Source organism: Pseudomaricurvus sp., assembly GCF_965662505.1.
GTDB lineage: Bacteria > Pseudomonadota > Gammaproteobacteria > Pseudomonadales > Cellvibrionaceae > Pseudomaricurvus.
Genome location: NZ_CBFIHX010000171.1, coordinates 1 through 5,761, shown reverse-complemented (window position 1 = coordinate 5,761; position 5,761 = coordinate 1). Strand labels below are relative to the sequence as shown.

The window sequence follows — 5,761 nt, the reverse complement described above, 5'->3', positions numbered from 1 at the left end:
GAAGAGTTGCTCCTAGTACGAGAGGACCGGAGTGAACGAACCCCTGGTGTTCGGGTTGTCATGCCAATGGCATTGCCCGGTAGCTACGTTCGGACGGGATAACCGCTGAAAGCATCTAAGCGGGAAGCCTCCTTCAAGATTAGATTTCCCTGGTACTTTAAGTACCCTAAAGGGCCGTTGAAGACTACGACGTTGATAGGCTGGGTGTGGAAGCGTTGTGAGGCGTTGAGCTAACCAGTACTAATTGCCCGTGAGGCTTGACCATATAACTGATGTAACTGGATGTTCGCAGACAGTGCACCGGACAGATATGTGAAAGTAAAGATCTGCACACTAGAACAGCATTGTAGAAAACAACAACTTTGTGTATCGTTTTTTGCTCCTGCAAAAACGATGTACCCTCCATCCTTGGAGGGCAATCCGCCACCCTATTTGGAGTGCGTGAGGCTCGCTTAAGACAAGTGATAAGACCAACCACGAACCCAAACCAGTTTGGCTGACGACCATAGAGCTTTGGAACCACCTGATCCCATACCGAACTCAGAAGTGAAACGAAGTATCGCCGATGGTAGTGTGGGGCTTCCCCATGTGAGAGTAGGTCATCGTCAGCCTTTAATTTAAAACCCCTGATCGGTAACGGTCAGGGGTTTTTTTCGTTTTGGAGTTGTCGTTTACGAGCGTTAAAAAAATAGCTTAGAAAGGCAAACCTGTCTTTAGCTAATGTGTCTTAACAATAGCTGTAAGAGAGTCGTGGAGTGCATGAGTTATTTGAGAGCGAAAGGAAACGGTCTGGATGAGTGGTAGTAGTGAGCTATTCCCTGAGGGGTAGCTTACTGATCGTCGGTGAGCGTTGCGGGGAAATGGGCTTCGTAGTTATATCCCCACTGCTGATACAGTTCAGCCATTCGGCCGCTTTTATGAAGTTCAATCATGCGGGAGTCATATAGATTGCCCAACGTTAAGCCCCTGTCGGTGTTTTGAAAGACGGGGTAAAGTGGGTTGTTCTTTAGTGGTGAAACGTTAAAAGATGTGGCTTCGATGTCGGACTGTCGCATGACAGCTGCGGCATTATCTCGATCATCCAAAAACAGATGCAATCGACCTGCTTTGAGCATCGCAAGCCCCCTTTCGGAGGAAGAGACTGTTTGGAAGCTTTCAGACGGAAGCTGAAATAGTTGGTCGTATTCGTAACCTGTCACCCAGCCAATTAATTGCTGCCTGTTAGAAGACAGTTGTGTGAGTGTTGCGCGGGCCTCAGATGGTTTGTCGTTGACAAGAGATATAGCAGAAATAAGTTCTAACGAAATAGGTTGTGAGGGCGTATAGAGTGTTTCAGGTTGATAACCCGCTTCGACCGTCAGATAGGACTGATGCCAGTCAGTAAGGTAAGCATCAACCTGCTTTAGCTGCAGTAAACGGATGCTGCGGCGAATCGGTACAATTGTTGTAGAGATCGAATAGCCCTGAGGCTCGAATACTTCACGAAAGATATCAAAAAATAAACCTTCTCCACCTTGTTCAGTAAAGGTGGTGTAAAGCGGTGCCGACACCCGTATTTCTTTAAGCTCGGACGATGGTTTGTTACTGGTGGAGGGGATTTCGCTATGCGTGGGTTGAGAAATATATAATACGCTTGATACTGCCAGCGCCAGGGATCTATTTAGCAGAGGAAAACGTTTTGGCAGGCTCATTCGTCGGCTTCCCGTGTCGGCATCTTCTTAGATGAGTCGGGCCAGTGTTTTTAGCAGTATAGGTTTGTGTTGCTGAAGCACAGCATCCATTGAGCAATGAGCCCTGACTCATCAAGGGGCGCATTGCTCAATCTTAGTAACTATCGGTCTATATCCATCAGACTTTAAAGCGTTTCTTGATTTTCTTTTCTACCATTACTTTTTTCAGCCTAGCGTACTGGGGGATGCCTTTTTTATACGGTGGGTAGTCTTCCCCCTGAATTAGAGGCTCAAAGTACTCGCGTCCTTTTTCTGTGATGCCAAAGCCGTCACGGGTAATGTAATCGCGAGGCATCATTTTTTCGACATTGGCAATTTTGTCCAGCGGAGCCTCTTTAATGCTCCAGGAGTACTTTTTGCCTTTGCCGCGCACGATGCCTGGCATTACCGCATTTTTGCCGGCCAGTGCCATTTCTACAGCCGCTTGCCCGACGGCATAAGCCTGCTCAACATCGGTGGCTGAAGCGATATGACGAGCAGCGCGTTGAAGATAATCGGCTACAGCCCAGTGGTATTTGTAACCGAGTTCGTCCTTGATCATGCTGGCAAGTGTCGGCGCGACACCGCCGAGCTGTGTGTGGCCAAAGGCATCCACCTGACCGGAATCTGCCAAGAATTGACCGTCCTTGTAGCGCGCGCCTTCGGACGCAACGATGGCGCAGTAACCGTATTTCTTCACGGTGGATTTCACTTTTTTCAGGAATTTGGCTTTATCAAAGGCAATTTCGGGAAACAGGATGATGTGTGGGGCATCGCCTTCCTGTTCTGCAGCCAGGCCACTGGCTCCGGCAATCCAGCCTGCGTGGCGGCCCATAACTTCCAGAATGAAGATGTTGGTTGAGCTGGCACACATGGAGGCCACATCCAGAGCAGCTTCTTTAATGGAAACCGATACGTATTTGGCAACAGAGCCGAAACCTGGACAGTTGTCGGTGAACGGCAGATCGTTGTCGACGGTTTTCGGGACGTGGATGGCCTGGATCGGGTAGCCCATGGTTTCTGACAATTGTGAAATTTTCAGGCAGGTGTCAGCGGAGTCACCACCACCGTTGTAAAAGAAGTAGCCAATGTTATGCGCCTTGAAAACCTCGATCAGACGCTCGTATTCTGCGCGATTTTCTTCGAGGCTTTTAAGCTTGTAGCGGCAGGAGCCAAAAGCGCCCGACGGCGTGTGTCGCAGGGCCGCAATGGTCTTGGCGGACTCTTTACTGGTATCGATGAGTTCCTCGCGCAGTGCGCCGATGATACCGTTGTGGCCAGCATAGACCTTTCCGATCTCTTTCTTGTGTTTGCGGGCGGTTTCTATCACTCCGCAGGCGGAAGCGTTGATAACGGCTGTCACGCCGCCGGACTGTGCATAGAAAGCGTTTTTCTTGGCCATGAACGGTAACCTTAAAAATGAAGTCAGTACCAGCAGATCGAGGGTCAATATTGACTGTAGATCTGGTGGCAGGTGTAAGCAAAATGAAAGGCGCGCATGATACGTGAATTTGATCGAAAATTCACCGCTTCGGCTTGGCTGTCCTGCACCGTGAACTTCAGCCAGTTACTCTGAATACCAGCTTTGTGGGTTGCGGTTGGATCGATTCTTCACAGCCGTGATAAGCTAACCTAAATCAACAGAGTGATGATCATGCACATACATATTCTAGGCATTTGCGGCACTTTTATGGGCAGTTTGGCGCAACTGGCGAAAGCTCAGGGCCATAAAGTGACGGGCTCGGATGCGAATGTTTACCCTCCCATGAGTACCCAGCTGGAAGCGGCGGGTATCGAACTGATCCAAGGCTTTAATCCGGATCAGTTAGATCCAATACCCGATCTGGTGGTGATCGGCAATGCCATGAGTCGTGGCAATCCGGTGGTCGAAGCGGTCCTGAATCAGGGGCTGCCCTATACCTCAGGTCCACAATGGCTTTGTGATCACCTGCTACAGGATAAATGGGTGCTGGCAGTCGCGGGTACTCACGGCAAAACAACCACCGCTTCCATGCTTACCTGGGTATTAGAATACGCGGGTATGGAACCTGGTTATCTGATTGGCGGGGTGCCCAAAAACTTCGCCACGTCGGCTCGTATCGGTGGAAGCCCTTTCTTTGTGGTAGAGGCGGACGAATATGACAGCGCCTTCTTCGATAAACGTTCCAAGTTTGTTCACTACCGTCCCAGAACAGTGGTGCTGAATAATCTTGAGTTTGATCACGCTGACATCTTCGCGGATCTGGCGGCGATTCAGACTCAGTTTCATCATCTGATTCGCACCGTGCCGGGCAATGGTCTGATTGTGGTGCCGGATAATGAGCCCGCTCTGGATGAGGTGTTGGAAAAAGGTTGCTGGACCCCGTTAATTCGCACCTCGGTCACGGAGACATCACCACAGCAAGACGGTGGATGGCAAGCGCGTTTGTTGAGCGATGACGGCTCACACTTTGAGTTGTGGTATGACGGTCAGCGTGCCGGTGCAGTGAGTTGGTCTCAAACCGGCTTACACAATGTGCGCAATGGCATGGCTGCTGCGGCGGCTGCACGAAACGTGGGTGTCACCCCGGAAATTGCGGTAGAGGCCTTATCCAGGTTTGAAGGCGTCAAGCGACGCATGGAATGTCTGGGAGAGGCTGCAGGGGTCCGTCTGTACGATGATTTTGCTCATCACCCGACGGCCATAGAGACTACTTTGAGCGGTCTGCGGGCCAGTGTCGGTTCGGATAATATCATTGCGTTGATTGAGCCAAGATCCAATACCATGCGTATGGGTATGCATAAATCTCAATTGGCTGCGGCAACGGCGAAAGCCAATCATGTGCTCTGGTTACAGCCGGATGATGTGAGCTGGTCTTTGCAAGACGTGGTGGATGCCAGTGAATCGTCCGCTCAGCTGGTCGGCAGTGTCGACGAAATGATTAACGCCTGTCTGGCTCTGGCGAAATCAGGCAGTCATGTGGTGGTCATGTCCAACGGCGGGTTTGGCGGAATTCATCAAAAACTGTTGTCGCGATTGCAGGCAATTGAAACGGAGGAGTCCTGATATGAGTGTGTACTCGCAGACCGTTACCCTGGCCATTACCGGTGCCTCGGGTGCTCAATATGCGTTGCGTTTATTGCAGTGCCTGCTGGCTGCCGATTGTCGGGTGTACTTGATGCTGTCCAGTGCCGCACAAGTGGTGATTGATACGGAAACCAAGCTGACACTGCCGGATGGACTTGAGGAGCAACAGGCATTCTTGTCGGAACGCTATGGTGCCGATGAAGATCAGCTGGTGGTGTTGGGCAAAAAGGACTGGTTTTCACCGGTGGCTTCCGGCTCCAGTTCCCCGTCCAAGATGATCGTGTGTCCGGCCAGCGGTGGAACCTTGTCCGCAATAGCATGCGGCGCCAGTAATAACCTGATTGAGCGTGCAGCAGACGTAGCCCTAAAAGAGCGCCGAGCTCTGATTCTGGTGCCTCGTGAAGCGCCGTATTCGGAAATCCATTTGGAAAATATGCTGAAGCTGACCCGAATGGGCGCGATGATTATTCCTGCCAGCCCGGGGTTCTATCACCGTCCACGTACCATTGAAGATCTGGTGGATTTTGTCGTAGGGCGTATTCTCGATCAGTGCGGCATTGATCAGGACATTATGCCGCGTTGGGGCGAGGATTGAGATATGAGTCATGTAGAACTGAGTTTGCCAACTCGACTTGTGCCTTTAGAGGGCGGCATCAACTTTCGGGATCTGGGCGGATACACGACTGATGATGGTCGTGAAGTCAGCTGGAGAAAAATCTTTCGTTGCGGACATCTGGCTAACCTGACCGAGGGTGATCTGGATGCTTTGGAAGCACTCAGGGTCACCGCGGTGCACGATTTTCGACGAGAAGATGAGCAGCAACGTAACCCCAGTGGGCCGATTCGGGCGGAATTCCACAACGACTACGCCATGTCCATTGGCAGTATGTCCAGGTTCTGGGAGTACATGGCGTCGGAGCGGTTGACTGCAGAGAGTGCTCACGAGCTGGTAGTGGGGTCTTATCGATCCTGCGTCAAGGATGTG

General features: G+C 51.1%; 5 protein-coding genes and 2 rRNA genes. 5 read left to right on the top strand and 2 right to left on the bottom strand.

Annotation, left to right across the window (positions count from 1 at the left end):
• Both ACTG33_RS15840 and rrf read left to right on the top strand, forming a co-directional pair.
• A 23S ribosomal RNA gene (locus ACTG33_RS15840) occupies positions 1-265 on the top strand; the annotation flags it as partial.
• A gap of 230 nt (positions 266-495) precedes the next feature.
• Positions 496-611: ribosomal RNA gene (gene rrf, locus ACTG33_RS15835) — 5S ribosomal RNA — on the top strand.
• A 219-nt stretch (positions 612-830) separates the two neighbouring features.
• Here rrf and ACTG33_RS15830 read toward each other — a convergent pair.
• Both ACTG33_RS15830 and ACTG33_RS15825 read right to left on the bottom strand, forming a co-directional pair.
• Positions 831-1,691 carry a substrate-binding periplasmic protein gene (locus tag ACTG33_RS15830; RefSeq protein WP_439136192.1) on the bottom strand — a complete coding sequence of 287 codons (861 nt, stop codon included), beginning with the start codon at positions 1,689-1,691 and terminating at the stop codon, positions 831-833.
• Positions 1,692-1,848: 157 nt separating this feature from the next.
• The gene (locus ACTG33_RS15825) at positions 1,849-3,111 is read right to left on the bottom strand and encodes a 6-phosphofructokinase (protein ID WP_439136191.1); all 1,263 of its coding nucleotides are present in this window, start codon (positions 3,109-3,111) and stop codon (positions 1,849-1,851) included.
• Between the two features lie 252 nt (positions 3,112-3,363).
• Here ACTG33_RS15825 and mpl point away from each other — a divergent pair, with 252 nt between their 5' ends.
• The 3 genes from mpl to ACTG33_RS15810 form a co-directional block, all read left to right on the top strand.
• The gene (gene mpl, locus ACTG33_RS15820; RefSeq protein WP_439136190.1) at positions 3,364-4,755 is read left to right on the top strand and encodes a UDP-N-acetylmuramate:L-alanyl-gamma-D-glutamyl-meso-diaminopimelate ligase; all 1,392 of its coding nucleotides are present in this window, start codon (positions 3,364-3,366) and stop codon (positions 4,753-4,755) included.
• A gap of 1 nt (position 4,756) precedes the next feature.
• Complete coding sequence (locus tag ACTG33_RS15815; RefSeq protein WP_439136189.1) at positions 4,757-5,371, top strand: flavin prenyltransferase UbiX; 615 nt, start codon at positions 4,757-4,759, stop codon at positions 5,369-5,371.
• Positions 5,372-5,374: 3 nt separating this feature from the next.
• Positions 5,375-5,761: tyrosine-protein phosphatase (locus tag ACTG33_RS15810; RefSeq protein ID WP_439136188.1), on the top strand; the 387-nt coding region annotated here is incomplete at its 3' end.

What these genes read in the sequence shown, in the direction of transcription:
- ACTG33_RS15830 (WP_439136192.1), bottom strand. Translation starts at nt 1,691, where the DNA reads ATGAGCCTGCCAAAACGTTTTCCTCTGCTAAATAGATCCCTGGCGCTG.
- ACTG33_RS15825 (WP_439136191.1), bottom strand. Translation starts at nt 3,111, where the DNA reads ATGGCCAAGAAAAACGCTTTCTATGCACAGTCCGGCGGCGTGACAGCC.
- mpl (WP_439136190.1), top strand. Translation starts at nt 3,364, where the DNA reads ATGCACATACATATTCTAGGCATTTGCGGCACTTTTATGGGCAGTTTG.
- ACTG33_RS15815 (WP_439136189.1), top strand. Translation starts at nt 4,757, where the DNA reads ATGAGTGTGTACTCGCAGACCGTTACCCTGGCCATTACCGGTGCCTCG.